Genomic DNA, 765 nt, shown 5'->3' with positions numbered 1-765 from the left:
TCTTGCGACTGAGGCAAGAACGGTCGTTCGGGAGGTACGCAATCTGCTGCTGCGGCTATCGGCATGCTTCCAAGCAGGAACGCGAACAGCAACGGTGCGTTGCGCGCAATAAACAGCCGCAGGGCAAAACTCCTTTGCCGCCTTTAAGATTATCATTCTGTCGGCTATCACCGTTATCGGAGCAAGGCGAACTTCGTCAACACGTTATTATTGTCTTGCTATCATTAATGTTGTTTTGTATCGCTCACGGTGTTGCGACCCCGTGGGCCTGATACTGCACCCAGGCAGAACAAGGACCCAAGGGAAGGCCATGATAGAAGAAGCCCCGAATGTGGTTACAGAAGACGGACTGCGCGGCTTGCTCGCCGAGGGCTACCTCATTGAGGTGGTCTGCAAGGAGAGAGCAGAGAAGCGCCATAACAGCTGGTACGGCTCGTGGGTCATCCGCGCCGTCGCCACTGATGGGCGTGACGATAAGATGCTCGTCACCAGCCGAAGCGTCCTCAAGCTCCGCGACTTCAAAACCATCGTTGGCCTTGTCAGTTTCCTGGCCGACATGGGCTGTACGACCGCTAGCATCCCACTTGAAGAAGGTGGCCGCGAACGCCACGCCGCGCCTCCGGTCAAAGGCAGCTGACCGCGCGACTGCGCTCGTCGTTGCTTTGGGTACAGGCGTTTGTTCCGCGCCCCCGGCCCTGGCCGACGGTTTCATCTTTTCGGTTGGCCCAGACGGCCAATTGATTTCCACTTCTCAAGAGGCAAACG

General features: G+C 57.4%; 1 protein-coding gene. It reads left to right on the top strand.

Translation table 11 applies throughout. The features are described 5' to 3' along the window. The first annotated feature begins 310 nt into the window (after window positions 1-310). Window positions 311-637 (top strand): hypothetical protein, encoded by a 327-nt coding sequence (locus DL1_RS20670; RefSeq protein ID WP_010138156.1) that lies wholly within the window; start codon window positions 311-313, stop codon window positions 635-637. The last annotated feature ends 128 nt before the right edge of the window (window positions 638-765 follow it).

This window comes from Thioclava dalianensis (assembly GCF_000715505.1).
Lineage (GTDB): Bacteria > Pseudomonadota > Alphaproteobacteria > Rhodobacterales > Rhodobacteraceae > Thioclava > Thioclava dalianensis.
Note: the sequence above shows the minus strand (reverse complement) of the source record. Positions and strands in the feature narration are given on the sequence as shown.